This is a genomic window from Gemmatimonas sp. (genome assembly GCF_031426495.1).
In the GTDB taxonomy this organism is placed as follows: domain Bacteria; phylum Gemmatimonadota; class Gemmatimonadetes; order Gemmatimonadales; family Gemmatimonadaceae; genus Gemmatimonas.
Genome location: NZ_JANPLK010000077.1, coordinates 21,725 through 48,237 on the forward strand (window position 1 = coordinate 21,725; position 26,513 = coordinate 48,237).

23 protein-coding genes, 1 pseudogene and 1 riboswitch are annotated in these 26,513 nt (G+C 66.0%); of the genes and pseudogenes, 15 read left to right on the forward strand and 9 right to left on the reverse strand.

The genetic code is table 11. The features are described 5' to 3' along the window. The first annotated feature begins 11 nt into the window (after window positions 1-11). Complete coding sequence (locus RMP10_RS18665) at window positions 12-860, forward strand: alpha/beta fold hydrolase (protein ID WP_310571625.1); 849 nt, start codon at window positions 12-14, stop codon at window positions 858-860. On the opposite strand, the gene RMP10_RS18670 is transcribed toward RMP10_RS18665, so the two are convergent. Both RMP10_RS18670 and RMP10_RS18675 read right to left on the reverse strand, forming a co-directional pair. Next, window positions 847-1,719, reverse strand: a complete 873-nt coding sequence (locus RMP10_RS18670; RefSeq protein ID WP_310571626.1) for an MOSC N-terminal beta barrel domain-containing protein — start codon at window positions 1,717-1,719, stop codon at window positions 847-849. The two genes, RMP10_RS18665 and RMP10_RS18670, sit on opposite strands and share 14 nt — an antisense overlap. Next, the gene (locus RMP10_RS18675; RefSeq protein WP_310571627.1) at window positions 1,716-3,092 is read right to left on the reverse strand and encodes an amino acid permease; all 1,377 of its coding nucleotides are present in this window, start codon (window positions 3,090-3,092) and stop codon (window positions 1,716-1,718) included. Before RMP10_RS18675 ends, RMP10_RS18670 begins: the two co-directional genes overlap by 4 nt. 64 nt (window positions 3,093-3,156) lie before the next feature. On the opposite strand from RMP10_RS18675, the gene RMP10_RS18680 reads away from it, so the two are divergent. The 3 genes from RMP10_RS18680 to RMP10_RS18690 are packed head-to-tail and all read left to right on the forward strand — an operon-like array spanning window position 3,157 to window position 6,913. After that, complete coding sequence (locus RMP10_RS18680; protein ID WP_310571628.1) at window positions 3,157-4,539, forward strand: pitrilysin family protein; 1,383 nt, start codon at window positions 3,157-3,159, stop codon at window positions 4,537-4,539. After that, the gene (locus RMP10_RS18685; protein ID WP_310571629.1) at window positions 4,539-5,996 is read left to right on the forward strand and encodes a pitrilysin family protein; all 1,458 of its coding nucleotides are present in this window, start codon (window positions 4,539-4,541) and stop codon (window positions 5,994-5,996) included. The genes RMP10_RS18680 and RMP10_RS18685 overlap by 1 nt, the downstream gene beginning before the upstream one ends. Then, window positions 5,996-6,913 carry a rhodanese-like domain-containing protein gene (locus RMP10_RS18690; RefSeq protein WP_310571747.1) on the forward strand — a complete coding sequence of 306 codons (918 nt, stop codon included), beginning with the start codon at window positions 5,996-5,998 and terminating at the stop codon, window positions 6,911-6,913. Before RMP10_RS18685 ends, RMP10_RS18690 begins: the two co-directional genes overlap by 1 nt. Before the next feature lies 1 nt (window position 6,914). Here the strand turns inward: RMP10_RS18690 and RMP10_RS18695 are convergent, their stop codons facing one another. After that, window positions 6,915-7,901, reverse strand: coding sequence for an ion channel (locus RMP10_RS18695; RefSeq protein WP_310571630.1), 987 nt, complete (start codon window positions 7,899-7,901; stop codon window positions 6,915-6,917). A 71-nt stretch (window positions 7,902-7,972) separates the two neighbouring features. On the opposite strand from RMP10_RS18695, the gene RMP10_RS18700 reads away from it, so the two are divergent. From RMP10_RS18700 to metX, 8 genes and pseudogenes are all read left to right on the forward strand, one after another. Continuing rightward, window positions 7,973-8,302, forward strand: coding sequence for a hypothetical protein (locus tag RMP10_RS18700; protein ID WP_310571631.1), 330 nt, complete (start codon window positions 7,973-7,975; stop codon window positions 8,300-8,302). 38 nt (window positions 8,303-8,340) lie between these two features. Continuing rightward, window positions 8,341-9,495, forward strand: a complete 1,155-nt coding sequence (locus RMP10_RS18705) for a serine hydrolase (protein ID WP_310571632.1) — start codon at window positions 8,341-8,343, stop codon at window positions 9,493-9,495. A 203-nt stretch (window positions 9,496-9,698) separates the two neighbouring features. Then, window positions 9,699-10,202 (forward strand): 5-(carboxyamino)imidazole ribonucleotide mutase, encoded by a 504-nt coding sequence (purE, locus tag RMP10_RS18710; RefSeq protein WP_345785828.1) that lies wholly within the window; start codon window positions 9,699-9,701, stop codon window positions 10,200-10,202. Then, the gene (gene purK, locus RMP10_RS18715) at window positions 10,199-11,386 is read left to right on the forward strand and encodes a 5-(carboxyamino)imidazole ribonucleotide synthase (protein ID WP_310571633.1); all 1,188 of its coding nucleotides are present in this window, start codon (window positions 10,199-10,201) and stop codon (window positions 11,384-11,386) included. Before purE ends, purK begins: the two co-directional genes overlap by 4 nt. 7 nt (window positions 11,387-11,393) lie before the next feature. Beyond that, window positions 11,394-11,771 carry a hypothetical protein gene (locus RMP10_RS18720; RefSeq protein ID WP_309669087.1) on the forward strand — a complete coding sequence of 126 codons (378 nt, stop codon included), beginning with the start codon at window positions 11,394-11,396 and terminating at the stop codon, window positions 11,769-11,771. Window positions 11,772-11,817: 46 nt separating this feature from the next. Beyond that, complete coding sequence (locus RMP10_RS18725) at window positions 11,818-13,059, forward strand: acetate kinase (RefSeq protein WP_310571634.1); 1,242 nt, start codon at window positions 11,818-11,820, stop codon at window positions 13,057-13,059. Between the two features lie 228 nt (window positions 13,060-13,287). Beyond that, a riboswitch (SAM riboswitch) is annotated at window positions 13,288-13,362 on the forward strand. Window positions 13,363-13,427: 65 nt separating this feature from the next. Then, window positions 13,428-14,806, forward strand: a pseudogene (locus RMP10_RS18730) (O-acetylhomoserine aminocarboxypropyltransferase/cysteine synthase family protein). Next, window positions 14,803-16,920, forward strand: coding sequence for a homoserine O-acetyltransferase (gene metX / locus RMP10_RS18735; protein WP_310571635.1), 2,118 nt, complete (start codon window positions 14,803-14,805; stop codon window positions 16,918-16,920). Before RMP10_RS18730 ends, metX begins: the two are co-directional and overlap by 4 nt. 11 nt (window positions 16,921-16,931) lie before the next feature. Here the strand turns inward: metX and RMP10_RS18740 are convergent, their stop codons facing one another. The 3 genes from RMP10_RS18740 to RMP10_RS18750 are packed head-to-tail and all read right to left on the reverse strand — an operon-like array spanning window position 16,932 to window position 20,976. Further along, on the reverse strand, window positions 16,932-18,557 hold the full coding sequence (locus RMP10_RS18740) for a hypothetical protein (RefSeq protein ID WP_310571636.1): 1,626 nt from the start codon (window positions 18,555-18,557) through the stop codon (window positions 16,932-16,934). Further along, the gene (locus RMP10_RS18745; RefSeq protein ID WP_310571637.1) at window positions 18,554-19,756 is read right to left on the reverse strand and encodes a hypothetical protein; all 1,203 of its coding nucleotides are present in this window, start codon (window positions 19,754-19,756) and stop codon (window positions 18,554-18,556) included. Before RMP10_RS18745 ends, RMP10_RS18740 begins: the two co-directional genes overlap by 4 nt. Window positions 19,757-19,767: 11 nt before the next feature. Continuing rightward, window positions 19,768-20,976: a P1 family peptidase gene (locus RMP10_RS18750; protein WP_310571638.1), complete on the reverse strand. Its 1,209-nt coding sequence runs from the start codon at window positions 20,974-20,976 to the stop codon at window positions 19,768-19,770. A gap of 46 nt (window positions 20,977-21,022) precedes the next feature. Between RMP10_RS18750 and RMP10_RS18755 the strand changes: the two genes are divergently transcribed. The 3 genes from RMP10_RS18755 (at window position 21,023) to RMP10_RS18765 (ending at window position 23,448) form a co-directional block, all read left to right on the forward strand. Next, window positions 21,023-22,114, forward strand: a complete 1,092-nt coding sequence (locus RMP10_RS18755) for a hypothetical protein (protein ID WP_310571639.1) — start codon at window positions 21,023-21,025, stop codon at window positions 22,112-22,114. After that, window positions 22,111-22,617: a cyclic pyranopterin monophosphate synthase MoaC gene (gene moaC / locus RMP10_RS18760; RefSeq protein ID WP_310571640.1), complete on the forward strand. Its 507-nt coding sequence runs from the start codon at window positions 22,111-22,113 to the stop codon at window positions 22,615-22,617. The genes RMP10_RS18755 and moaC overlap by 4 nt, the downstream gene beginning before the upstream one ends. Window positions 22,618-22,743: 126 nt before the next feature. Next, complete coding sequence (locus RMP10_RS18765) at window positions 22,744-23,448, forward strand: transglycosylase SLT domain-containing protein (protein WP_310571641.1); 705 nt, start codon at window positions 22,744-22,746, stop codon at window positions 23,446-23,448. Window positions 23,449-23,493: 45 nt separating this feature from the next. Here the strand turns inward: RMP10_RS18765 and RMP10_RS18770 are convergent, their stop codons facing one another. The 3 genes from RMP10_RS18770 to RMP10_RS18780 all read right to left on the reverse strand — a co-directional run bounded on the left by RMP10_RS18770 (window position 23,494) and on the right by RMP10_RS18780 (window position 26,444). Then, the gene (locus RMP10_RS18770) at window positions 23,494-25,116 is read right to left on the reverse strand and encodes a transglycosylase SLT domain-containing protein (protein ID WP_310571642.1); all 1,623 of its coding nucleotides are present in this window, start codon (window positions 25,114-25,116) and stop codon (window positions 23,494-23,496) included. 101 nt (window positions 25,117-25,217) lie between these two features. After that, window positions 25,218-25,676: a hypothetical protein gene (locus tag RMP10_RS18775; RefSeq protein WP_309669099.1), complete on the reverse strand. Its 459-nt coding sequence runs from the start codon at window positions 25,674-25,676 to the stop codon at window positions 25,218-25,220. 252 nt (window positions 25,677-25,928) lie between these two features. After that, window positions 25,929-26,444, reverse strand: a complete 516-nt coding sequence (locus RMP10_RS18780) for a phosphatase PAP2 family protein (protein ID WP_310571643.1) — start codon at window positions 26,442-26,444, stop codon at window positions 25,929-25,931. Between the last annotated feature and the right edge of the window lie 69 nt (window positions 26,445-26,513).

Consider the following 26,513-nt stretch of genomic DNA (forward strand, 5'->3'; position numbering starts at 1 on the left):
GATACTTCTGTATGGTCAACGACATCCCCGCCGGCATCCGCATCATTCGCGGGGCAAACCGCACCCTCGGCCGGGTCGCGCCATCGCTGGCGTCGCGTTTGAGTCGCCGGATTTTTTCCACGCCGCGCAAGTTCACGCCCCGCGAGTGGGAAGTACCCTTCGAAGCGTTGGCGCGACGCGAACGCCTGCCCAGTGGCCTGTCGGTGCTTCGGGCGGGTGAGGGCCCGCTGGTGGCACTGATTCACGGCTGGGAGGGACGCGCCACGCAGTTTGCGGTGCTGGCCCCTGCTCTGCTGGCACGAGGATTCAGCGTGGTCGCCATTGACGCGCCAGGGCACGGGCATTCACGGGGACGGCAGTCCGACCCCTATCGCTTCGCCGAAGCGTTGATCGACGTCAGCGCACACATCGGATCGCTGTACGGCGCGGTGGGGCACTCCATGGGTGGCGGGAGTATCGCGCTGGCGCTCTCGTCGGGACTTTCATTGTCGCGAGCGGCGCTCATCGCCAGCCCGTCGTCGCTGCACGACGTAATCCACCGGTTCTCCGCGGCCATGCATCTGCCGCCGAAGGCGACGGAGCACTTCGTGCGTGACGCGCGGCGCCGCATCATGGCGCGCGGCTATCGCACCGACGATATCGAAGGCGCACTGCGCGCGGTCACGGTCCCGGCGCTGGTGGTCCATGCCCTCGACGACAAGGAAGTGCCCTTTAGCGACGCAGAGCGGATCGCGGGATTCTGGCCGCGCTCTACGCTGCTACCAGTGGAGCACGTCGGGCATCGAAGGATTCTGCGCGACCCGATCACGATTGCGGCGATCGCGAAGTTCTTCTCCGCTGGTGTCGCTAACGAAAACTGAGGACCTGCAGCTCGTCGCCAACCCGGATCACGCCGGCTGAGCGGTGCGTAGTGTTCATCCCGAAGATCACGCCACCGTCGGCGCGACGATACTGCGCGAAGGCACGCAGGGGCTCGTGACCGCGTTCGGCCGTATCGGGATCGACCGTGGTGAGCACACAGCGCGTGCAGCCGGACCCCACGCTGAGCGACACTTCACCAATCCGAATATCGCGCCACGTATCTTCGTCATGTGGACGTGTGCCGGTCACGAGCACATTCGCGCGGAACCGACGCAGGTCCATGACCGCAGCGTGGCCGCTGTCGAGCAAACGCGCATTCAGGGCTTCGATGCTGGCCATGCCGAGCAACAACAAGGGCGCACCGTCCGACATCGCGACGTAGCGCGCGTGCGCGTCGATCGTTCCCGCGAAGCGCGGTGCAAGCGGTCGTCGATCGACATCGGCCAGTCGCAGCAGCCGACAGGTGCGTCCCGCGGCGGCAGAGCACCACGCGCCGGCGATGTCCCCCACGTCGTGCGCGACGACCTCGTCATCCCACACGCGCACGTTCTGGACAGGCGCACCGCGATCTACCGACTCGATGGGCACATCGAGCGCTGGCAAGCCAGGTGCCGTGAGCCGGATGCCTCCGTTGCGGTCGTGCGTGAGGAACGACGGGCGAATCAGCACGAGGCGGTGCGTCTCTCGCGCGGTGATCATGTCGCCGTTGTGGTCGGCCAAGATCCATCGGCGGTCTCCAACCGCGCCGCGTTCGTCCAGCGTGAGCTCCTGCACGCGAATGCCTGCCGCGGACTTGAGCGGATGGACGAAGAGCGCAGCGACCCGCACGGTGGCGGCCATGGCGGTGTGTTCGCTCACAGCGTAGCGGGTGGCCGTGACGCGGCGCGGCGCCCGTTCCAGTACAGGTAGACCGGCACGCCGAGCGCGAGCAGACCCGCGCCGCGCGCGGCATTGCCCGGGTTCGAGATGATCGAGCCGATGACAACGTAGACGGCGGCCGCGATGAAGATCAACGTCGTGACGGGATGTCCCGGCGCCTGCGCCAACGCGGGTCCGTCACGATGCGCGTCACGCCGCCGCAACACGAACAACGTGGCAGCCGTGGCGCCAAAGAAGATCCAGTCCGCGAACACCACGTAGTCCAGCAGTTGGCCGTACGTGCCCGTCAGCAGCAGCACCAGCGCGACGGCACCTTGTGCCACCAGCGCCACCACCGGCGTGCGCGTGACGGGATGGAGCGCCGCCATGCTCTGAAAGAACAGTCCGTCAGCGGCCATCGCCTGATACACGCGGGCCGACATGAGGATCACCATACCCAGAAAGCCGATGGTTGAAGCCACGATGCCGCAAGTGATCAGGGTGCGCCCGGCCGGGCCGAGGTACACGAACATGGTGTCGGCGGCCGGCGCGGTGCTGGCGGCAAGTCCCTCGACGCCAAGGGCACGCAGATAGGCGACGTTCACCAGCAGATACGTTGCGGCCACGATCAGCACGCCTAGAATCAAGGCTCGGGGCAACGTACGCGCGGGATCGCGCAACTCTTCGGCCACGGCATTGGTCTGCTGCCATCCGCCGAACGAGAAGAGCACCGGAACGAGCGCGGCGCCCATCGCCACCACGGTGGCGGTGATGCCTTGCGGCGGGACCAGCGGTGCAGCGGCAATGGTCGGTATTGGCAATGCGTTCGCCGGCGACATGACCAGCGCCGCGACCACCAGGATCGCGATGGCCGACAGTTTGAGTACCGTCAGCACGTTCCCCGTGGTGGCGCCGATATTCACGCCCAACACGTTCAACAGCGTCAGCACGACGATCAGGGCGATGGCAATGGCCCGCGCGTGTTCCGGTGACCACCCCAGCAAGGTGGCCAGATAGCTGGCGCCGGTCATGGCCACGGCCGCGATGGCCCCGGTTGCCATGATCAGGAACAGCGCCCAGCCGTAAAGAAACGCCGGCAGCGTGCCGAATGCCTCGCGCAGATAGACGTAGGTGCCTCCTGCCTGCGGGCGTCGGGCGCCCAGCTCGGCGTACACGAAGCCGCCGATGATGGCCACGACGGCACCGATGCCCCAAGCGGCCAGCGTGAGCGGCGCGGTGCCGACCCGCTGTGCCACTACCGATGGAGACAGGAAGATGCCGGAGCCGATGATGCCGCCCACGACCAGCATCGTGCCGGAGAAGAGGCCGAGGCGGGCGGCGTAACCAACCGGCTGGGGCGCGTGTATATCCATGGCGCCAAAGTGGCCTGTGTACATTTCCAGCGCTACCAGTGACCCCTCTTCGACTTTCAGAACCATGACACTTCGGTATCGCGTCGGCTCCCTCACAGCGGCCTGTCTGCTGGCGCTGGGGAGCTCCGTCGGCGTCGCCACGGCCCAAAAAGCGCCGTCGATTCCCTACGAAAAATTCACGCTTCCCAATGGCCTCGAGGTGATCTTGCATGTGGATCGCTCGGTGCCCATCGTGGCCGTGGAGAATTTCTACAAGGTGGGATCGGGTGACGAAAAGCGCGGCCGCACCGGCTTTGCGCACTTGTTCGAGCACGTGATGTTCATGGGTTCGCAGAACGTCCCCGTGGGCAAGTTCGACGAATGGCTCGAAGCGGCCGGCGCGAACAACAACGGCTCCACCAACTTCGATCGCACCAATTACTACGAAACCGGTCCGTCGAACGCCCTGCCCCTCATGCTCTGGCTCGACGCCGATCGCATGGGTTGGCTGCTGCCGACCATGGACAAGGTGAAGCTCGACCTGCAGCGCGACGTGGTGAAGAACGAACGGCGACAGAGCTACGACAATGTGCCGTATGGACGCGCCTACGAGACGATTCTGCCGGTGATGTTCCCGTCGAATCATCCGTACTCGTGGCCGGTGATCGGTTCGCTGGCCGACCTGAGCGCCGCCTCGGTCACCGACGTGAGTGACTTCTTCCGCCAGTACTACGCGCCCAACAACGCCACGATCACGATCGCCGGCGACTTCAACGCCGACTCGGCGAAGATTTGGGTGCGCAAGTACTTCGGGAACATCCCGCGCAACGCGGAGATTGCGCGACCGGTGGTGCCCGCCGTGGCCCTGACGAAGGACACGGTGATGATGATGGAAGACCGCGTGCAGTTGCCGCGTGCGTACTACGTGTGGCACAGCGTGAAGGCCTTCAGCCCCGACGATGCCGCGCTCGATGCGCTCACGGACATCATTGCCGGTGGCAAGAGCTCGCGCCTGTACCGCACGCTGGTATACGAGAAGCAGATCGCCCAGGACGTCAGCATGGGCAACAGCTCGAGCAAGCTCGATGGCATGATCATGTTGACGGCTACCGCCAAGCCGGGCGTGCATCCACGCGAGCTCGACGCGGAGATCGCCAAGGTGATCGCCGATGTCGCAGAACGCGGCGTGACCGAACGGGAGTTGGTTCGCGTGAAGAACGGTATGCGCGCCAGCACCATCGACCGCTTGTCGAGCGTCCTCGGCAAGGCGACGCAGCTCAGCTACTACAACTATTTCGCGGGCACGCCCGACTACATGGCCAAGGACCTCGAGCGTTATGAATCGCTCACACTCGCCGACGTCCAGCGCGTGGCGAAGCAGTACGTGGCCGGCCAGCCGAAGATCGTGCTCACCGTCGTGCCGGAAGGCAAGAAGGAACTCGCGTTGACCGCAGGAGACCTCCGCTGATGCGCCGCACCTTGATGGTTCTCGCCTCGCTGGCGTCCGCGCCGGTGATACTGTCCGCACAGGCCGTAGTGGTGCAGCCGGCATCGACCACACCGCCCAAGCTGACCGCGCCGAAACCGCTTACGCTGCCAACGATTGCCGAGCGCGTGCTGCCCAACGGTCTCAAGCTGGTGATCGTCGAGCAGCACGAGATCCCGGTGGTAGACGTGTCACTGGTGATTCGAACCGGCGCCGAGGCCGACCCCAGGGGCAAGGCCGGTCTGGCCACGCTCACCGCGAACCTGCTCGACGAAGGGGCCGGTACACGTGATGCGCTCGGACTGGCCGAGCAGATCGGATTTCTGGCGATCGGCCTGCGCACCGGCGCCGGCTTCGAGCAGAGCACGGTGGCGATGCACTCCACCAAGGCGACACTCGACAGCGCGATCAGCCTGATGGCCGACGTGGCGCTGCGCCCCACCTTTGCCGAGAAGGAATTCCTCCGCCTCAAGAGCGAGCGCACCACGGGCTTGCTACAGGAACAGGATCGTGGGCCGGCCATGGCCGATCGCGCTTTTGCCGCGTTGGTGTACGGCGAGGCGCATCCGTATGGCCAGAACGCGATCGGCACCAAGGAGAGCACGGAGAGCCTTTCGCGCGACGACGTGCAGACTTTCTGGAAGACGTGGTACCGCCCGAACAACGCCACGCTGGTGATTGTCGGCGATCTATCGGTGGCCGAGGCGGAAGCGTTGGCGCGTCGCGCGTTCGGCTCGTGGGCGCGTGGCACGCTGCCGGCGCTCGCGGCCAAGCCTGCGCCGGCCAGTGCGGGCGGCAAGGCCACCACCATCTACATCGTGGACAAACCGAAGGCGGCGCAATCGAGCTTTCGTCTGGGCGGACTCGGCGTCGCCCGCAGCACGCCCGATTACTACCCACTGATGGTGGTGAACACGGCACTTGGCGGATCATTCACGTCACGCCTGAACAACACGCTGCGCGAGAAGAAGGGCTACACGTATGGTGCCGGATCGAGCTTCACCATGCGCAAGGAAGCCGGCCCGTTCCGTGCCAACGCCGAAGTGGTGTCGGCCAAAACCGACTCCGCGCTCATTGAATTCATGCGGGAGCTCAAGGCGATTCGTGATCCCCTGCCGGCCGATGAGCTGGCGAAGGCTAAGCGCTATCTGCAGCTCGGGTACGCCGAGAACTTCGAGTCCACCGGTGACATCGCGGCGCAGCTGTCGCAGCTCATTCCGTACGGCCTTCCGCTCACGACGCTCGGCGCGTTCAACGCCGGCATCGGATCGGTTACCGTACAATCAGCGCAGCGCGTCGCCAACAAATACCTCGACCCTGCTAAACTCACCATCGTGATAGCCGGCGATCGCGCGACCATCGAACCCACGCTCAAGGCTACCGGCATTGCGCCGGTCGAAGTGCGCGACTCACGCGGTCGTCCGGTGATCACACCGTGATGCGCCGCCTCATGGGTGCCGTGCTCGTGGCCTCGAGTCTCGCCACCGCCGCTGCCTGCCGTCACGCGCCGCCGCGCGCGATGCCCGTGGCGAACCCGGCTAACATGCTCGTCACGACCGCCTGGCTGGCCGAGCATCAGAGCGATCGCGATCTTGTGATGCTGCACGTGGGCAGCAAGGCGCAGTACGACAGCGGTCATATTGCCGGTGCGCGACACACGGCGCTGGATGAGGTGGCGCTGCCCAACGTGCCGGGAGGCCTCACGCTGCAGCTGGCGGGCGTGGAGCAGCTCACGGCGTGGGCCGTGCGCAACGGCATCGGCGACCGGACGCGCGTGATCGTGATCCCGCATGATGGTGCGCTGCAATCCGCCACGCGCGTGTTCATTACGCTCGCCTACCTTGGCGCGATGGATCGCATCTCGCTGCTGAACGGCAGCTATCAGGCGTGGAAGAGCGAGTCACGTGCGGTCACGACCACCGCGCCCGGTGCCGCTCCGTCGGCGACATTCACGCCGAAGTTACGCCCTGACATCATCGCGACGATCGCGCAAGTGGAAGCCGCTACGAACGACAACACGCGGCACATTGTCGACGCGCGTCTCACGCGCTTTTTCAACGGGGACGGCGGCGGATACCCGCGTCCCGGGCACATCCCGACCGCCGTGAACGTGCCGTTGTCGAGCGTGAGCACAAATGGCTACCTGAAGCCGATCGGCGAGCTGAAGACGTTGTTCGCCGACGCCGGTGTGGACCAGAACAAGCCGGTGATTACCTATTGCCACATCGGCCAGCAGGCCACGTTGCTCTGGTTCGTCGCCACGATGCTCGGGCATGATGCGCGCATGTTCGACGGATCGTTTCAGGAGTGGAGCGGCACGGCGCGGTTGCCGGTTGTGGGCCCGCCGGCCAAGTAGGTCAGGGGCGTTCGTGCGGCGCGGCCGGCAACGGAAGGTCGACCGCGTCGTACAGATCGATTTGCGTCAGGTCGACGGAGACGCCGCCGCCGGCGCGTGTCGTATTCAGAATGTTGCGAAACCTGGCGCCCCACACCACCTCGTCGCTGCGATACGACCGACGTGACGAGACCCGCGTGGCGAACGTTTCATCGGTGCCGTGCATGAGCACGAGGATCTCCGCCTCCCGCGCCTCCAGATCACGCGCCGTCATTCCCCACAGCGGACTGTCGGCGATGATGGGGTGGACCAGCGTCCACGTCGTCGGCAAGAAGCTGACGGCACGGCGGTCAAGCGGCAGCGGATAGTAGCGACGGCCTCCGCCACCGATGTCGGTATCGCGCATCGTCACGGTCACTTGCGCTTCAAGCTCGATCAATTCGTTCCGGCGACGGTTGGCAATGCGAAACATGAGTGCCGTCCCGCCGTTGAACGGCGCGATCACGGACACGGTGCTGAACTGCAGCGCCATCGTCGGGCGCGCGAATCGCGCAAACAGGAGCCCAGTGATCAGCGCTTGCGCCATCAAGCCGACCAGCGCTTCGACCGTCACGACGAGATTACCCGCAATCCCATTGGCGACAATGGTCCCATATCCGATCGTAGCGAAGGTCTGCACACTGAAAAAGAATGCCCGCCAGAACAGACCACCGGAGCGATCGACCGACGCGCCACTGAGTCCGTCGTTGCCGAGCAGCAGATAGACCGCGGCGAAGAGCAAATTGATGCCAACGTATGCCAGCGCCGTCCAGCCGAGAAACCGGCCCCATGTCACCGTCAGGGCATCGTGACACAAGCTGCCACCCTGCGTCCACGACAGGCCCTCGCGTCGAACATTGAACGTGCCGTCGGCATTCAAGAGTCGCTGGCCGCGCGTGTTGGACAGATCGCGTCCGAGGCCGAAGTCGCCCTTGTCTTCGCGTGGCAGCGGGGGAGGCGTCGATGACATAGGCGGGAATTTAGCACCGCCACCCGCTATCGTACGGCCATGCCGACTCTCTCCGTTCGACCGTCACGCCCGTGCATCTGACCCGGGTCAACCTGCCAGCGCTGGTGGCTCTCTGGGCGCGTGGCGTCGACGACGCGGCGCGCACGGGGAGCGCGGACCTGCCGGACGACCTCCTGCGGGTACGCCACGAAATCGCCCAACGGTTGCGCGTTCGCCCGGCGAGTGCCGAAACGCGCGACCTGCTCACCGAGTTCGACGAGGCCTTTCGCACGTTGACGCAGGCGACGGCGCACTGCAAGTACGGCGACGAACGAGCGGCGGCCGAAGGCTGGACGGCGACGCGCGAATGGTACTTCTGGCGAACGACGGCGCGCGCCGACGTAAAGCCGTCGCCAACGTGAGCGCTTAACGCGAACGACGTCGTGCTCGTCTACGGGGTATGACACGTTCCTCACGAATCCCCATGGCTGCGATGCTGTCGCTCTCGGCACTCGCCACTCCGACGCTCGAGGCACAGGCACCCACTGCGGCCCAGTTCGAACGGGCGGTCGCGTATGCCGCGCGCACCGATGGTCAGGCGGTCGTGGTGATGCATCGCGGACGCATTGTTCACGAGCGATACCTCGGCGATGGCAGCGCATCGAAATCGATGATGCTCGCCAGTGGCAGCAAGAGCTTTGTGGGCGTGGCGACGATCGCTGCGGTTGCGGACGGCTTGCTGCGGCTCGACCAACCGGTTGCCGACGTGCTGCCGGAGTGGAAGCGCGATCCGCGCAAGTCACGCGTGACGGTGCGCCAACTGCTTTCGCTCGAGAGCGGCATCGTGACCGGTAACCCGGGCACGGGCTGCGGGGGCCCGCGTAGCACCTGGGCCGACGCGGTCGCGGCCCCATCGCTGGTTGAGGCTGGCACGCGGTTTCGCTACGGCCCGTATCCGTTCAGCACGATGGGTGCCGCCCTTGAGCGGGTTAATCCGCGCGAGCCGTTCGATGCCTATCTCGAACGTCGCGTGCTCACCCCGCTTGGCGTGAAGGTGGAATGGCGCCTGACGTGCGGCGACGGCAAGCCACAGCTGGCCGGCGGCGCGGCCATGACGGCACGCGACTGGGCGACGTTCGGCGAAATGATTCGCCGGGGCGGCATGCATGGCACGACGCGTATTCTGCCAGCGGAGCTCGTCGCTCAGCTATTCCGTCCGAGCTCAGTCAATCCCGCCTATGGCATGTCGTGGTGGCTGCGCGGTGCGGCGTTTCAGACCAATCCCGCCATGGGCGCCACGGGCGTCGGTGTCGGGGATGACGACACCGCGTCGGGGGCGGGATCGCGAGTACCAGCTCGCGGCCGGGTACTCGAACGGCTGAAGCAGCGCGCCGCCGCCCGACGCGGCGCCGGCGGCACCGGCCGCGGTGGTGACGCTGAGTTCCGGGCGGTCGGCGCCGAGTGGCTGCCGGGCGATCTGGTCATGGCGGTGGGGGCCGGCAAACAGCGGCTGTATCTGATCCCGTCTCAGGAGCTGGTCATTGTGCGGGTGGGACCCGTGCGGGGCGGCCGGACTTTCAACGACTCCGAGTTGTTGAACGCGCTCCTGCGGTAGGCGCCGGCCCTGAGCTTCACCAACCGATTCAACGACTCCGAGTCGTTGAACCGGTCTGCCGGGTTGGAGGCGGTCACGCGCGCGCGTAACTTTGCACACCGAGTGGCCCCGTTGGGGTTGCCGATTCCTTTTACGGAGTGCACGTGACCGCTGCTGCCGACCGCTCGATCGCTGCCGCGACCACGCCACTGATCGGTGTGGTCATGGGTAGTGCAAGCGATTTCGACACGCTCGCCCCGGCCTGCGAGATTCTCGCCGAGCTCGGTATCCCCTACGAAGCTCGGGTCGTGTCGGCGCATCGCACCCCCGACTGGCTGTTCGAGTATGCCGAGACCGCGTTCCCACGCGGCCTGCGGGCGATCATTGCCGGCGCCGGTGGCGCGGCGCACCTGCCGGGGATGCTGGCCGCCAAGACGCTGGTGCCGGTGCTTGGCGTGCCGGTCGTCGCGACGCCGCTGAACGGCATGGACGCGTTGCTGAGCATCGTGCAGATGCCGGCCGGTGTGCCGGTGGCCACCTTCGCCATCGGGAAGCCGGGCGCGTCGAATGCCGCGTTGTTTGCGGCGCAGTTGCTCGCCGCCAACGATGCCGCGTTGCGTGACATGCTCGCCGCCCGACGCAGCAACAAGGCCACCGAAGCGCTCGCGCGCCCGCTGGCGGCCCCGAACGCGATCGCCCCCAACGACTTCATTCCTTCCGCCACGTGACGCCGATTCTTCCCGGAGCCACCATCGGCTTTCTCGGTGGTGGACAGTTGGGACGCATGACCGCGTTCGCGGCGCGCTCCATGGGCTACGACATCCACGTGCTCGATCCCGATGTCGCCTGTGCCTCGCGCGCCGTGGCCTCGCGCACGATTACCGCGCCCTTCACCGACATTGCAGCGGCGGTCGAGCTCGCGAAGGCGTGTGATGTCGTCACGCTTGAGATCGAGCAGATCCATCCGGATGTCCTCGATGCGGTCGCCGCGCACACCGCGCTACGGCCGGGGCGTGCGCCGGTGTACATCATTCAGGATCGCATCCGCCAGAAGGAGTGGCTGCAGGCGCAGGGCTTTCCGCTCGGTGCGTTCGTGGCCGCGGCATCGTCGGCGGACGTGGAGTCGGCGGTCCGCGAACATGGCGCGTGCATCGCCAAGTCCACGCACGGTGGTTATGACGGACGCGGTCAGGTTCGCTTGCGCGAGCCCGAGCAGGCTTTGGATGCCTGGGAGGCGCTTGGCAGTCGCACCTGCCTCGTCGAAAAGATGGTGTCGATCGACTACGAGATATCGGTGATGGTCGCGCGCCGACCTGGCGGCGAGATGGCAGTGTACCCACCGTCGCGCAATCACCACACGAGCGGCATTCTCACGTGGGCGGTGATCCCGGCCGTCATTGCGCCGGAGATGTCCGACAAGGCGCAGGCGCTGGCGTCGGCGATTGCAGAGCGCATCGGCATCGTGGGACTGCTGGCGGTCGAATGCTTCGTGACCACCGGGGGCGACCTACTGGTGAACGAACTCGCACCACGTCCGCACAACACATATCACCACAGTGAACGTGGCCTCGCCACCAGCCAATTCGAACAGCTCGTACGCGCGGTGTGCGACTTACCGTTGGGCAGCACCGAGGTGCATGCTCCGTCGGCCATCGTGAACCTGCTGGGCGAAGTCTGGCTGCAACACGAGCCGCCGCACACGACGCACGCGCTCGACGTGCAAGGCACCCGATTGCATTTGTACGGAAAGGCCGACGCGCGCGGCGGCCGCAAGATGGGCCATCTCTCCGCGGTCGGCGAGAGCGCCCAGCAGGCTCTCGGGCGCGTGCTCGAGAGCTACCGGCGTTTGTCGCCGGAAACGATCGCGAGCTTCGATGTGCACGAGCCCGTGCTCGCTCGCTCCACCAACTGATCCCGACATGTTTCCGCGCGACTTCTACGAAATTCTGCACATCATCGGCATCGCCATGCTGTTCATCGCCATCGGTGGCGTGGCGACGCATGCCGCCAACGGGGGCTCCAAGGGTACGAGCTCCACGCGCCCGCTGATCGGCTCGATGCACGGCCTCGGTGCCCTCCTGATTCTCGTGGGCGGCTTCGGCATGCTGGCCCGACTCGGCTTCATGCACGGCGGCAACTTTCCCGGTTGGTTGTGGGTCAAGATCATCGTGTGGGTGATCCTCAGTGCCGTGGTGCTGCTGCCGTACCGCAAGCCGGCACTGGCCAAGCCGTTTTTGCTCCTGCTCCCGCTGCTGGCTGGCTTGGCGGTGTACATGGCGCTGTACAAGCCGTTCTAGTGCACACGCCCCTTCCGATTTCCGCTCCCCGCGAACGCGTGCAGCCGTGAACATTCTCGTGCTCAACGTGGGCTCGGCGACACTGAAGTTTCAGGTAGTCGTCACCGACGCCGATCGGATCAGCGAAGACCGCGACGAGCGACTGATCCGCGGCCAGATCGAGCGGATCGGGGGCGAGTCGATCATCACCATCCGTGGCGCTGATGGAGTGCCGCGCAAGCGTACCGCGTCGCTTCGCGATTTGCGCGCGGCGGTGGACTGGCTGGTGGGGTTCGTCACGTCGGAGGAGAGCGGTACCGGCCTCACGAGTCGAGGGGAGCTGCATGCGGTGGGACATCGCGTGGTGCACGGCGGCGAGCGATTCCGCAGCAGTGTCGCGATCGACAGCAGCGTGCTGCACGGCATCGAGGAAACCATCGAACTTGCGCCGCTGCACAATCCGCACAACCTCCGCGGCATTGAAGCGGCCCGTGCGGCGCTCGGCAGCGGTATACCACAGGTGGCGGTGTTCGACACCGCGTTTCATCACACGCTACCGGAGCACGCGTACTTGTACGCGATTCCGTACCCGCTCTATCGTCGGCACAAGGTCCGTCGCTACGGCTTTCATGGGACGTCGCACCGCTCCATCGCCTATCGCTGGCGCATGCTGACCGGGCGCGATCGCGCCGACGTGCGCATCGTGACGCTGCATCTCGGCAACGGCTGCTCAGCGTGCGCCATCAAGGGCGGCGAGTCGATCGACACGAGCATGGGCTTTACGCCGCTGGAAGGACTCGTGATGGGCACGCGCTCCGGTGACATCGACGCCGCGCTGCTGGACTACATCGCGGGGAAGGAGGGCCTCACGTTGCCGCAGGTGGAAGCGCTGCTGAACAACCAGTCGGGATTGCTTGGCATTTCGGGACTCACGAACGACATGCGCGATCTGCTCGCCGAAGCGGACGAGCATCAGGATCGTCGCGCCAAGCTGGCCATCGACATCTTCTGTTATCGGGCGCGTAAGTATGTGGGCGCGTATCTCGCCGCGCTCGGAGGCGCCGACGCCATCGTGTTCGCCGGCGGCGTTGGGGAGAACTCGCCCGAGATCCGACGACGGATATGCGACGGACTGCAGTGGGCCGGATTGCATGTCGACCCGACGGCCAACACGGCGCTCACGAATGGTCGGGAGGGACGTTTCTCGACCGACGATTCCCCTCTCGCGGCGTGGGTGGTGCCCACCGACGAAGAGCTGCTGATCGCTCGCGACACGTTCCGCGTGATCGCCGGCGTCGAGCCAACCTGAGGTATTACGGCGCACGAGGGGGTTGCAGATTTCGCTTGACCGGACGATACTCACGTGTGCGCGGCGGTTTCCCCGATTTGACGGGCCGCGCACTCAGTGCCTGTGGCACTGATTATCCGTCTAAGTCGCGGCCCTGACGGCCTGCGACGAGAAATCGGCGCCGGCCGTCAGTCGTTTCCGGCAGTCGAACAACAAAACTGAAGGTGAAGGGCCATCGGCCTGCGCCGGTGTCGCTTCCGTGGTGATTTGCCGCCGATTGCCGCCACGTAAAATAAAGAGCTAAACTGCGATAGCGCCCGGCGGCCATCTATCCGCCCGGGCGCGTTCGTGTTGTTGGGCGGCACTCACCCCATTTGGAGAGTGCCACGATGTCCGATTCTGTTACTGCTGCAGCTCGTCCGCTCGCCGTCGACACGCTTGCCCTGCACGTGGGCCAGGAAAAGCCGGACGGTGCCACCGGCGCCCGCGCCGTGCCGATCTATCAGACCAGTTCCTTCGTGTTCGACAGCCCCGAACACGCCGCCGATCTGTTTGGCCTCCGTGCCTTCGGCAACATCTACACGCGCATCAACAATCCGACCACCGACGTGTTCGAGCAGCGCATCGCTGCACTCGAAGGTGGTGTGGCGGCAGTGGCGGTCGCCAGCGGTCAGGCGGCCCAGACGCTGGCACTGCTGAACCTCGCCGAGGCCGGTGACAACATCGTGGCGTCGCAGTCGCTGTACGGCGGCACCGTGAGCCTGCTCACGCATACGCTGCCCCGCCTCGGCATTCGCACGCGCTTCGTGGACATTCACGATCACAAAGCCGTTGCCGCGGCGATCGACGAAAACACGAAGGCGGTGTACGTGGAGACGGTCGGCAATCCGGCGCTCGACGTGCCCGATCTCACCGCGTTGGCCAAGCTGGTGCACGAGTACAACGTACCGCTCGTGGTGGACAATACGTTCGCGCCGATCATCACGCGTCCGATCGATCATGGTGCCGACATCGTGCTGCACAGCGCGACGAAGTGGATCGGCGGACACGGCACGTCGATCGGCGGCGTGATCGTCGACAGCGGCCGCTTCGACTGGGGGGCCACCGCACGGTTCCGGAAATTCTTCAACGATCCTGAGCCGGCGTACCACGGCCTTCGCTTCTCCGAGGCCTTCGGCAATGTGAACGGCGCGAACATCGCATTCGCCGTGCGCCTGCGCGTACTGCTGCTGCGCGACATCGGCGCCGCACTGTCGCCGTTCAACGCTTTCCTGTTCCTGCAGGGACTGGAGACGTTGCCGCTGCGCATCCGTCAGCACAGTGCAAATGCGCTCAAGGTCGCTGAATTCCTGCAGTCGCATCCGTCGGTGACGTGGGTGCGTTATCCGGGCTCGCCTCGCATCCCACGCACACGCACGCCGTGGCGCATCTCACGGGCGGGTTCGGTGGCGTCCTCACCTTCGGCGTGCGGGGCGGTGAAGCCGCGGCGCGACGCTTCATCGTGGAGGCTAAGCTCTTTTCGTTGCTCGCCAACGTGGGGGATGCCAAGAGCTTGGTGATCCATCCGTGGACGACCACGCACGAGCAACTCGGCGAGACCGAACGGCGCGCGGCCGGTGTCACGCCCGATCTGGTGCGTCTGTCCATCGGCCTCGAAGCTGCCGACGACCTCATTGCCGATCTTGATCGCGCCCTGGCCGCCGCCGTCGCTGTCGACGCCGGTCGGACCATCACCGCTGCCGCGCAGCGAAGTGAGCACGCCGCATGAGCACCCTGCCCTCGAGTCTCCTCGTCGGCCGCGCCGCCGTGCGCGTTCCGCGGTCCTCCATTCCGTCGCGTGCCACGAATGGCGCCGCGAAAAGCGGCGCATCATCGTGGCCGATCCGCGACGAGACGATCACGTTTCACGATGTCGCGCTGGAGCGCGGCGACCGGCTGGACCGCGTCGATGTGCGGTATCGGCTTGAAGGCACACTCAACGCGGCGCGCGACAATGTGGTGCTCGTCGTGCATGCGCTCACGGGCACCACGCACGCGAGCGACTGGTGGAGGGGCGTGATTGGCGCCAACGCCGCCGTCGATCCCACGAAGCATGCGGTGCTCTGCGCGAACCTGCTCGGGGGCTGCGACGGCACCACGGGACCGAGCGATGACGATCCGGACGCGTTGCCACCGTTCAGCACGCGCGATCAGGCCACCGTGCTGGCGCGTCTGCTCGACAGCCTCGGTATCGCGGCGCCGCTACTGGTGTGTGGCGGTTCACTGGGCGGCATGGTGATACTCGAGTTTGCCGCGAGCTTCCCCGCCCGCGTGCGGTCGGCGGTCGTGCTGGCAGCGCCTGCCGCGCAAACGGCACAGGGCATTGCCTGGAACGCGATCATGCGGCGCGCGATTGCGTTGGGCGGCGTGCGTGAAGGACTCGCCCTTGCGCGCATGGTCGGCATGCTCAGCTATCGCACGCCGGAAGGACTCGAGCGTCGCTTCGGGCGGTCGCGCAGCGAACACGATACGTTTCAGGTGCGCGACTGGCTTGAAGTACATGGTGACAAACTCGTCTCGCGCTTCGATGCCACGAGTTACGGCGCGCTCATCGATGCGATGGACGAACATGACGTGGGTCGTGATCGCGGAGGACTCTCGGCCGCCCTCTCGGCCGTCGGCGACCGATTGATCGGCGTGGGTATTCCGGGCGACCTGCTCTATCCCGCCGACAGTGTGCGTGAATGGACGACCGCCGCGAAGGCCACGTACGTGGAGCTGCCCTCCGTTCATGGGCACGATGCGTTCCTGCTCGAAGTGGACCGTGTGTCGGCGATCATCGCCAAGGCGATCGCCGAGTCTGTACTGCGTCACGCATCGGCGGCGCCCCTCGCGGCAGTGACGACGCCGCCAATCGTCACGTCGGTAACGCCGCGCGTACGTCCGTTGCGGGTGGCACTCGCCGGTTGCGGCCATGTCGGCGGCAGCTTGCTTGAGCTGTTCGGGGAACGCGCGCAGCAGCTCGGGAATGCGCAGCCCATTCGCGTCGATCGCGTATTGGTGCGCGATGCCGAACGTGCTCGACCCGCGCTCGCGCAAGCGATTGCGCGGGGCATCGCCAGACCGGATGCCTGCATCACCGACCCGACGCTGTTACTCAGCGACGATATCGATGTGCTGGTGGAAGCGATCGGCGGCACGACTACGGCACGCACGCTGGTGGAGACGGCGCTGCGTCGCGGCATTCGTGTAGTCACCGCTAACAAGGCCCTGCTCGGTGAGCGCGGCGCGGCGCTCGCGGCACTGGCGCGTATCACCGACACGCGTCTCGACTTCGAAGGTGCGGTGTGTGGCGCGATTCCCATCGTGCGGTGTGTGCGCAGCGGTGCGGCCGGCGTGGGCATCACGAAGGTGAGCGGCATTCTGAACGGCACCAGCAATTACGTGCTCGAAAAGGTGGCCGAAGGCGCTTCGTTGGCCGAGGCCGTGGCCACCGCGCAGCGACTGGGTTACGCCGAGGCGGATCCGACGCGCGACCTCTCGGGGCAGGACGCCGAAGACAAGCTGCGCATTCTCGCCTGGATGTGTTTCGGCGTGGATCCGGCCACGCTCAACGTCACTAGGCGCGGTATCGACGCCGAAACCGCCGCGTGGGCCACGCGTGTGGCCATCGAAGGCGATCGCGTCAAACTCATCGCCAGTTGCGCGAGGGAGGGCGATGCGTTGGTCGCGCGCATTCTTCCCACTCGCATTACGAGCGACGATGCGTGGGCGCGTGTGGCAGGGCCGTTCAATCGCATCGTCGTGGAAAGCGAGACGGCCGGATCACTCGTGTTTCAGGGGCCGGGCGCCGGTGGGCGCGCCACGGCGGGGGCGGTGTTGGCCGACATCGTGGCGCGCTAAGACCAGTCGCATCACGGCGCGGGGGGCCGCACCGGCGCTCCGACGGCCACATCGAACGCGGCCGTTTCCACTGCGCCGTTGCGCCGCACCTGCACGAACACGCGATAGGCACCGGGGGTCGGGAACGCGAAGGGGAACGCCAGCGTACTCGGCCCGGCCGCGTCCGTCGCGTGCGTGGCGTGCGATCGATCCGATGCCATCTCCGCCGTCGCCATCACGGCCGCGATCTGCGCCGAGTCGAGCGATGCCGTGTCGCCGCGCTCTCGGCGCATCAGCTGCGCCTGCGCGGTCATGCTGGCGGTGCCCATGGGGTGCAGATGCATGAACACGCCGGCGTCGCGGCGCAGCACCATCGCGTGTCCGCCCATGCCCATGTACGGCTCGAGCATCGAGCGCGAACCGTCGGCATTCGAGACTGTGGCGACCAATCGAAGATCGCGCCCCGCGTCGACCCGCGCATCTGCTGTGAGCACCATCGCGGCGCCGCTCGCAAAGCGATAGGCGCCGCCAAGCGGCACGGGCGTCACCGCACTCCACGCATCGTCGGGGTCGAGCGCCGGAATCACCGAGGATGTTACCTCCGCGGCGGCACCATCCCCACCGGGCACCACGGGCGCGACTGGCACGTCGATCGTGTCCACCAACGTGCGCTGCGAGCCGTTTTGCAACAGCAGGTCACCGAACAGCAGGTACCGTCCGGCGGTCATCGATGGAATGCGTGTGACGAACGTGTCCGCATGCACGCGCAATGGGTGCAGATGCGCGAGCACACTCGACGCCTCCGCTCCGCCGGCGCGGATCAGAAACAGGTGCATCAATTTGCCGTGGTCGGGCATGACGGGGGCGAATCGGTTGGTGAGCCACAGCGAATCGGTCATGGCCATGGTCAACACACGTTCCGCATCAACCAATCGCACCGAGGCCCGCATTGCGATCGGCTTGAGCATGCGACGCTGATACGCACGCTCTTCCACATCCCACCACGTCGATCCCCCGAACAGCGCGAGCGCCAACAGCGCCGCGCCAGCGCCCATCGCGAGGCGCGCACCGCGAACCCGCGCCGGGGGAGCCGTTTGCCCGGGGGCCACCGGGCCTTCGCGCACCGCCGCGCCGATGATGGTGAGCATGCCCGCCACCAGCAGCGTGCCGAGCGCGATCAGGATGGCCGCCATGCCGCGTTCCATCCCGAGGGTTCGCGTAGCGCTCGTTTGCATCGGCACCACTACCGTCCCATTACCCGCTGGCCCCTCGACCGCGACATAGACCGCATAGATGCTGGCCGTCATGATCCACAAGTCGTGCGCCCACACGCCGGGATCGCCGGGCACGACGGCGGCTTCTTCGGCCGGCGGAGCGCCCTTCGTGCCCACGTTCCACTGCGCCGCGCGCAGCGTCACACGCGACGGCGTTCCGCTCAACACACGCACCGTAATAGGTACCTGCGCCGGCACCACGCCGGGCGGATTGATCAGCACGCGCACGGGATAGCCGCCGGCCTGGCCTTCGAAGACGACCTGGTTGCTGCCAACATGCGCCGACAGCAGCACGAACGCGAGCAGCGCGCTGCCAAGCACCGTGAGCCGCGCGCCCAGGCGCGACAACAACGCGCCGGTGCGTATCGAGTGAGCGCTCGTCACCGACGTACCGAGCGAAGCCAGTTGCCCCAGCCGAGTCCGACGCGCGCCGAGAGTACCGACAGCACGACCGCCACCCCGAATGCACTCGCCGTCTGCGTGATCGGCTCACTGGCGAACTGTCGCATGGGGCGCAGCCAGTCGGGCGGCATCATGTACGGAATGTTGTCGGTGTTGAAGAACCAATTCCGCGACGCATCGCTCACGAGAAAGTTTGCAAACGGCCACTGTGTCAGTGCGTGCACCGCCAGAAACAGCACGCCCAACGCGGCGGCCTGCACCCACGCACGACGTTCACGAACACGCGGCATGAGCAGGTCGATCCCGATGGCCGGGAGCAACAGCAGCAACGGGAAGTCCAACGACACCATATGGGTGACGGCGGTGCGAATCGGCCCCAGCTTGGGAGATCCTTCGAACAACGGCAGCACCCACGCCTGCGCGCACATGAGCAGCGTGTACACGAGCGCCGTGGCCGTCGCGCCGTATCGGAGTCGCGTGCTTCGCGCCGCGGCCACGAGTGCGAACGGAAACACCAACGAAGAGACCGCGTAGAAGCTGCCAAGGTGCATCGCTTCGCGATCGTGATACTCGGTCGTGAAAATCGACAGCATGGCGAGCACCAGGCCACCCGTGTAGGCCACGAGGTACGGTGCTACCCCCGATGCCTCCGCGTCGCCATCGGCGTTTCGATCGGCTTCGCGCCCCTGCTCCGCCACCGCCATGATCAGCGCGCCGCCAAGAATCGTGATAAAGCCCAAGGCCAGCAGGGCATGCGGCGGACTGATGATCTTCACGTCGAGTCCGTAGGCCGCGTGCCACCAGTCATCGAATGGCGCCGACGTCAGCATGGCGACCGCCCCCCAGATACAGAGCCATCCGCCAAGCGGCCCGTTGAATACGCGCCACACGGTGACCCCGGCGGAGGACGCGCCGTTCGTGAAGAACGACCGACGCAAGACCTCGAAGCCGCAGGCCAGTCCCGCCACCGCCCCTCCGGTATAGATCGCCAGATGGGCCGGCGTCCAGAACGTGTCGCGGCCGATCGTCATATGCCACGAGATATCCCAGATGAGTCCGACGATCACGCTGGTGGCCGCAAACACCACCGCCGCGAGCTGCCACGGGAGTGCGTGAGAAGTTGATCGGGAGTCGACGCGGCTACGATCGGCCGCGGTCATGCGAAGAGAGGCAGAATCCATGAGGGTGTCCGTTATCGAGGGGCGCGAATACCGCGGGCTTGCAGCAGCACGCGCACGGAATCGCGCGGCAGTGGGTTCACGCGACCGGCCCGCGTCGAGACCGGGGTCGCCATCAGCAGCGCGTCGTAGAGCGCTTCCTCCGTCGCTTCCGTCACCGCTTGAAACAGCGCCGACATGGCGTCGTTCCCAAGTTCGTCGTTCGTGGAGAGTGTCGCATCGGGCGAACGGCGTACCCGCAGCGACGTCGAGAAAGCAATCACATAATCACCGGAGCCGTTGGACGCGCTGGAGCCCGTGCGCGCGAGCCCCATGACCGCCCGGGCCCCCATCCGCTCGAGGTTTCGGGAGAGCACCGGCGCGTCGGTTGCGACTACAATCATACAGGACCCGTCCCCCCGCTCAGCACCAGCGTCGCCGAAGCCGCCGCCTCCCGGCGGAGTGCCCGCCGCCCGCTCCACATCGCGCTGAAAGGCGTAGCGACCCAACAACTGCCCAACCGGCACGCCTGCCATCTGCAGCACACCGCCATAATTGCCCTGCACGATCACGCCCACGGTGTAGCCGCCCAGCGAGGCGGGCAGCTTCCGCGACGACGTACCGATGCCGCCCTTCCAGCCGAACATCACGGTGCCGTGCCCGGCGCCCACGCTGCCTTCGATAACCCGACCGGTGTCCGCGTTCGCCAGCGCCCGGTTCACAGCCGCCGCTATACCCGGCCGCGCTCGCGTAGCGTTGAGTTGCCCATCGTTCGTTTCACCCACGACCGGATTGATCGACCGCACGTTGGCGTTTGCCGGCTTCGCCAGCATGTACTGCGCGAGTGCGTCGCCGGCCTGCCAGATACACAGCGTACACGTGAGCAGGATCGGGGTCTCGAGTTCACCCAATTCGCGCAGCTGGGTCACGCCAAGCAGTTTGCCAAAACCGTTGCCCACATGAAGCGCCGCCGGCACGCGATCGCGATAGAGGTCGCCTCCATGCGGGATGATGGCGGTGACCCCGGTGCGGATGGAGTCGCCAAGCGTCACCGTCTCATGGCCAACGCGCACGCCGGCCACATCGGTGATGGCGTTATTCGGGCCGGGCGCGAATACGCCGGGAGCCAACCCCATCGTGCGAGCGCGCTGTTGGGCGCCCACCGGTGCGGAAACGGCGATCAACGCCAGACCGACTGCGACGAATCGCGTACCTACCTCAAAAATCTGCATTATCGGAGTCATGGAGGCGGACTGACGGGGAGGACCGTGATCCCTGCATATTGCGCGCATGTCGCTTCGCCCGCTCTACGGACATGCCGCCCTGCGGCATCGGCTCACGGCGGCGGCCGCCGATGACCGGCTGCCGGCCAGCATCATGCTGCAAGGTCGCCGCGGTGTCGGCAAGCAGCGACTCGGACTTTGGCTCGGCCAATACCTGCTCTGCGAGCGAGCACTGTCCGAACGCCTCGACGAACCATGCGGGGATTGCCAGCACTGCCGCTATACCGTGCGCGGCACGCACCCCGACCTGCATTGGTTCTTTCCGCGCCCGCGTCTCAAGGATGGCGACGCGTCGCCGGATGACGTCAAGGCCGACTACAGCGAGGCGATCGCCGAACGCATGGAAGCGGAAGGGTTGTGGGCACCGTCGATCGGCACCGAGGGGCTCTACGTGGCCACGGTACGCGCGCTGGTGCATCAGGCGTCGCTGCGCCCCGCCATGGCTCGGCGGGCGGTGTTCGTGGTCGGAGACGCCGAGCGCATGGTGTCGCAGGAAGGTGCCGATCAAGCGGCGAACGCCTTTCTCAAGCTGCTCGAGGAGCCGCCGCCCGGCACGACGATCATTCTGACCACCAGCGAACCGGGAAATCTGCTCCCCACGATCAAGTCGCGCGTGGTGGCCATTCGCGTGCCCACCCTCAACCGCGCTGACATCGATGCGTTTCTCAACGACGCGGTGGTGGAACGCAAGCTCGCCCGAGTGCCGCGCGACGAAGCGCTGGCGCGGATGAATGGCGCGCCTGGCGAGTTGTTCGCAGGCGAATCAATGGCGGCAGCATTCGCCGCCGCGCGCCGCTTGCTCGAGGCCGCGCTGCATCCGTCGACACCGGATGGCACCGCCGAACGTATCAAGGCGGCGGCGCGTCAGGGCGTGGCCGGCGCGCGCGGATCGTTCACCGATACCCTTGAGGCGTTGACGCATCTGTTGCATGCACGCGCCAAACAGTTGGTCGATGTCGGACGTGAGGCGGACGCGCGACGCACGGCATCAGCGGTGGTCATTGTTGAATTCGCGAAGGCCAAAGCACAGGGCAATGTGAGCCCACAACTGCTTGGTGCTTCGTTGCTCTCCTCCCTTCACCGGACCCTCCGCCCGTGAGTCCAGACAAGCCGGAAGTGCCCGCGCGCGAGTTTTCGCACCTGGATGCGGCAGGAAATTTCACCATGGTGGATGTGGCTGAGAAGCCAATATCGGTCCGTTCGGCGCTCGCGAGCGGCTCGATTCGAATGGAGGTGAACACACTTAAAGCCATACGTGACAACACGTTAAAAAAAGGCGATGTGATTCCGGTTGCACGACTCGCGGGCATTCAGGCTGCGAAGCGGACCGCCGACCTCATCCCTTTATGCCACCCGCTCCCTTTGTCGGGGATCGACGTCCGGGTTAACGTTGATGAGTCCCTGCCGGGCCTTCGGGTCGAGGGATTCGTCAGGACCACCGCTCAGACGGGGGTGGAGATGGAAGCGTTGACTGCGGTCTCCGTGTCGTTGTTGACGATTTACGACATGGCGAAGGCAATCGACCGGACAATGGTGATCTCCGACATCGTGCTGCGCGAAAAGCGCGGCGGTACGAAGGGGGATTTCACCCGAGATCCGTGAGTGTCCTGCTGATCGAGAGGTGTTATGACCGATTCGACCGATTCGACCGATAAAGTACCGAGCCGCGACGCGAGGGCTCGCAGACGACGGATGCATCGTCGTCACGCAAAGCGTCGTTTAACGAACGTGTTCGTAGCGGCAGCTGTCGTGTTTACGCTCGCCGTCATCGTGACCCCCGATGCCCCCACGCTCGTGGTGGCGCCGACCATGCCCTTTACCGGGATGACGGCAACCGCACCGGCGGCTGCCAAGGCCGCCAGCCTGCCGATCCAGCCGCTCTGGCGTCCGGCAGGTGAAGTGCTCAAGCGTTCGAAGGCCGTTTCGGTGGCGCCGTCGCTGCCCATCGGGCACGATGCGAAGGAACGCGAGCGCCGTGAGTCGCTCAGTCGCTTGCATCGCATCTATACATACAGCGCGAAGTACCGCATCAAGCCGGAGCTGGCCCGCCGGATCTATGATGCCGCGACAACCGCCGGTATCGAACCCGAGCTAGGCTTCCGCTTGGTGCGCGTAGAAAGCGTCTTCGATACCCGAGCCGTGAGCTCGGCCGGGGCGTTAGGGCTCACGCAGCTCATGCTCGGCACCGCGCGTGACTACGAGCCCAACGTCACGCGGGAGCAACTGCTCGACCCCGACGTGAACCTCCGCATCGGCTTCAAGTATCTCCGAGGGCTGATTCGCGACTACAAGGGCGATCTCAAGTTGGCCCTCTTGGTGTACAACCGCGGTCCAGTGGCGGTGCAGAGGTCGCTCAGTATGGGCCTAAGCCCCGCGAACGGCTACGAGAGCATCATTACGAAAGGCTACCGCGGCCGTGGGTATTTGGACTGACGGCGAAGTAGGGAGTAAGGAGTAGGGAGTAGGGAGTAGGGAGTCCTACTTTTTCGGCGGCGTCTTCTTCTTGGAGGACGCCGCCTTCTTTTTGGCGACGGGCTTCTTCTTCGCCGGCGACTTCTCGGCGGTGGACTTCTTCACCCTCGACTTCTTCGCGGTGGACTTCTTCACAGACGACCACTTACTCGATACGGTCGTCGTGCCACTACGCACCCGCAGCGTCTGGCCGGCGATCACGCGCGAGCCTTTGATGCCGTTCAGCGACTTGAGCCGGGTCACCGTGGTGCCGTAACGCTTGGCTATCGCCCCCAGCGACTCGCCCCGCTTCACCACGTGAATGACGCGGGAGGTCAGCGTGGTCGACGACGTGCCGCCGTACCGCTCGATGCCGGGATCCGGGATCTCCCGCGCGAAATCGATCGCCAGGGCGCTGGGAATCCGTAGCGATTGCCCGGCGACCAGGCGCCCCTTCTTCGTGGTCTTGATGGTCGGATTGAACCAACGCAGCTGCTTGACCGTTACGCCATGCGCGTCGGCGAAGCCGGCCGGCGTACTGGTGCTACCGCTCACCGAGGCCACTCGATAGCCCCGGCGTTCCTCCTCGGGAATACCGTCGAGCGCCAGGCGCGTGCGATCAGCCAGTCCAACCGGCACGCGCGCCCAGATGCTGGCGTCGGGCGGCGTGATGCCCCGCAGCACGGCCGGATTGAGGTCGCGCACTTCCGCCTTCGTGGCACCGCTGGCCGCCGCGATGTGCGCGAGGCTGGTGCCCGGGGTGACGAGCACGGAGTCGTACCCATACAGAGGCAAGGAATCGATCACCAGCCCGTAGCGGGCCGGCATCTTGGCCACGAGCGCCGCCGCGATGATCTGCGGCACGTAGTTCTTGGTTTCGGCGCGCAGATAGTCCTGTTCGGCGAGCGCGAAGAAGCGATCCTCGCCTTCGGCACCATCCATCTCGCTGGCGAATCGCGTGAGGCCACGCGCGACGCGACCTGGGCCGCCGTTGTAGGCTGCGGCCGCCAGGTACAATGAGCCGAACTGTTTCTGCAGTTCGCGCAAAAATCGGATCGCGCCGTCGGTCGATCGCGCCGGGTCGCGGCGCTCGTCCATCCACCAATCCACGCGCATGCCCACCCCACGGGCAGTTCCGCTCATGAACTGCCACATGCCGACCGCCGCCGCGCGCGAGTACGCATTCGGATCGTAGCCACTCTCGATGAGGGCGAGATAGGTCAAGTCCTCCGGCATGCCGCTCGCTCGAAGCTTCGCACGAATCATCGGCTCGTAACGCGTGCCGCGTGAGAGACGCGAGAGGAAACGCTCCTTCGCACTGTTCGAGAACAGCCCGACATAGTGCTCGACCCGATCGTGCGTTTCGTAGGACCGCACGTTGATGTCCCAGATCGGGTCGTCAGCCGCGTTGGCCGAGTCGGCACGTTGAAGCACGGCACTATCGCCGAAGACGGCGACCACCGTGCTCACCACTTCGTCAGGCGTGGCCCGGTCGGCCGTTGCAGCGGGCGTCGCAGTCTTCGCCGTCGCCGGCTTGGGCACGACGGCTACAGGCGTCGGCGCGGTGACGGGAGCGACCGATCCTGCACGGCCGCACGCTCCGGTCGCGAGTAACAGCAGGACCGATGCGGAATGGAAAGGAAGTTTCACGCGGGGAACCTAACGGGAACCGGATCGAAGGGGTGGCCGGTCGGACCCCTCGCCCCTTGTGACGTTCCGTCAGCCCGCTGACTTCAGGCGACAGACGGCAACTATTCGAACAGAGGCGAAGACAGCCGGTTGGCGGCATGGAGGGCCGCACGCGCGGTGGCCACCAATTGATCGTCCTCGACGATCGCTGCGCCAACGATACGCGTCACATCTCCACCATGCTGGGCGAAAACGGCCACCATCATCACGGTGGTATCGAACGCGCGCACCGGTTTCACGCCGATCAACTCGAAGGTCAGTGCACCGCCCGTGGCCTGCGTGATGGCGTGCAGGGTCGCCAGCGCCGCGAGACGGAGGTCGCCGCCAGGACACGCCGATCCTTCTTGCCGACTCACAATCCGTTGCGACTCGGCGGGACCCTCGAACTCCACCGACACGCGCGACGTCGCGACCGGTCCGCGCTCCAGACGGCAGCTCAGGAGCCGCAGGCGACTGGCGGTACCAGTGGGGTTCACGCGGGTCGTCGTGAGGCCGCCGACCAGCAGCTCAGGGAGAAACATGTCAATGGATCGGGGCGAAGGTGGGAGCTTCACAGGGGTGACGAACCATGTGGGGCGCTGTCACGGCGGGGTGTGACGTGTCGCACACCGACTGCGCGGCGAACTCCAGACTGGGAACTCCCTAGGGAGCAGGAGGGAGGGTATCAGGGGGAGGAGGCAGGGAAAAAGCGCGTCGTTCCTGCCTCCTCCTTCCTGACATCCTCCCTCCTGCTCCCTAGGGAGTTCGCTGTTCGCGGTTCTACCGGTCGCTCCCTACCCCAGTACCGGGTACGCCGATATCAGCGCAATCGCCTGGCCCATGAGCACATCGCCAGGGTAATGCACACCCAGCATCACGCGGGAGAACCCCACCAGCAGCGCCGCGATCAGCAGCGGCACGGTGAGCGCTGGTACCGCGCTCGCGACGCCGAGCGCGAGGGCCATCGCGGCGCAGGCGTGTCCAGACGGGAAGGAGAACCGATCGGGGATGAGCACCAACGCTCCCGACGATTCACCGGCCGATGGCCGCGGCCGACCCACCGACCGCTTGATCAGCTGCACCACCAGATGCGACAGCCCGAGCAGACACAACGTGCGCCAGCTGAGCGCGAACGAGCCATCGGGAAGCAGCGACTGCGTGAGCGCGAGACCGATGCTGGCGCGGGCGCCGCCGAGGTGGGTGAGGGAGGTCCAGAACTGGCGGCGCGAACGGGCCGTTCCCGACGTCAGGGCAAGGCGGGCGAACCAGGCGCGGTCACGCGCATCGAGTCGAATCAGCCATGGGCTCATGGACAGATAGATTCGTCATCGCCCGTGACGGAGCGCCGACGGAACGATCACCAGTGGGACACGGGGATG

Coding starts and splice junctions, on each gene's coding strand:
- RMP10_RS18665 (WP_310571625.1), top strand. CDS start 12: ATGGTCAACGACATCCCCGCCGGCATCCGCATCATTCGCGGGGCAAAC.
- RMP10_RS18675 (WP_310571627.1), bottom strand. CDS start 3,092: ATGGATATACACGCGCCCCAGCCGGTTGGTTACGCCGCCCGCCTCGGC.
- RMP10_RS18680 (WP_310571628.1), top strand. CDS start 3,157: ATGACACTTCGGTATCGCGTCGGCTCCCTCACAGCGGCCTGTCTGCTG.
- RMP10_RS18685 (WP_310571629.1), top strand. CDS start 4,539: ATGCGCCGCACCTTGATGGTTCTCGCCTCGCTGGCGTCCGCGCCGGTG.
- RMP10_RS18690 (WP_310571747.1), top strand. CDS start 5,996: ATGCGCCGCCTCATGGGTGCCGTGCTCGTGGCCTCGAGTCTCGCCACC.
- RMP10_RS18695 (WP_310571630.1), bottom strand. CDS start 7,901: ATGTCATCGACGCCTCCCCCGCTGCCACGCGAAGACAAGGGCGACTTC.
- RMP10_RS18705 (WP_310571632.1), top strand. CDS start 8,341: ATGACACGTTCCTCACGAATCCCCATGGCTGCGATGCTGTCGCTCTCG.
- purE (WP_345785828.1), top strand. CDS start 9,699: ATGGGTAGTGCAAGCGATTTCGACACGCTCGCCCCGGCCTGCGAGATT.
- RMP10_RS18720 (WP_309669087.1), top strand. CDS start 11,394: ATGTTTCCGCGCGACTTCTACGAAATTCTGCACATCATCGGCATCGCC.
- metX (WP_310571635.1), top strand. CDS start 14,803: ATGAGCACCCTGCCCTCGAGTCTCCTCGTCGGCCGCGCCGCCGTGCGC.
- RMP10_RS18745 (WP_310571637.1), bottom strand. CDS start 19,756: ATGGATTCTGCCTCTCTTCGCATGACCGCGGCCGATCGTAGCCGCGTC.
- RMP10_RS18750 (WP_310571638.1), bottom strand. CDS start 20,976: ATGACTCCGATAATGCAGATTTTTGAGGTAGGTACGCGATTCGTCGCA.
- RMP10_RS18755 (WP_310571639.1), top strand. CDS start 21,023: ATGTCGCTTCGCCCGCTCTACGGACATGCCGCCCTGCGGCATCGGCTC.
- RMP10_RS18775 (WP_309669099.1), bottom strand. CDS start 25,676: ATGTTTCTCCCTGAGCTGCTGGTCGGCGGCCTCACGACGACCCGCGTG.
- RMP10_RS18780 (WP_310571643.1), bottom strand. CDS start 26,444: ATGAGCCCATGGCTGATTCGACTCGATGCGCGTGACCGCGCCTGGTTC.